The 401-nt window shown below is 34.9% G+C and carries 1 protein-coding gene; it reads left to right on the top strand.

The window, feature by feature from the left end:
- Positions 1-54 precede the first annotated feature (54 nt).
- Positions 55-348, top strand: a complete 294-nt coding sequence (locus RCF13_RS00205; protein WP_308140671.1) for a hypothetical protein — start codon at positions 55-57, stop codon at positions 346-348.
- The last annotated feature ends 53 nt before the right edge of the window (positions 349-401 follow it).

The raw sequence follows: 401 nt of genomic DNA, 5'->3' as shown, positions 1-401 counted from the left end.
TTCTCTAGAACTAAATAGTTGTGCTGGAGGTCCTCTGATAGGAGCAGATCATCAATGAGATTTGCCTATCTTTTATTAGGGTATAACTTTAAAAATGGCTGGAGTTTAGCCCCATTAATTAAAAATGGAAGAAAGAAAAAGGGGGATACAAATTCAAATATATCCAGTTCATTTTACATTCCATTCAATAAAATTTTCTATACTAACCATAAGAAGGCTTTGAAAGAAGAGATAACTGTAAAAGAGGCTCTAAAGGCTATTGAAGCAGAAGGGCAAATGCTACTCGAGCGGTTGAAGGAAGAAATGAGTTCGGGCACTCCTGCAGATATTGAGCAGCCCTATAAATAATTCAAAGACAATAGTTTGCTCTCGTCTTTTGCTATCTTAAAAATTGATTAAAT

Origin of the sequence: Stenotrophomonas maltophilia group sp. RNC7 (assembly GCF_030910085.1) — a bacterium.
GTDB lineage: Bacteria > Pseudomonadota > Gammaproteobacteria > Xanthomonadales > Xanthomonadaceae > Stenotrophomonas > Stenotrophomonas sepilia.
The sequence above is the reverse complement of the archived record's forward strand: the minus strand, read 5'-3'. Positions and strand labels throughout refer to the sequence as shown.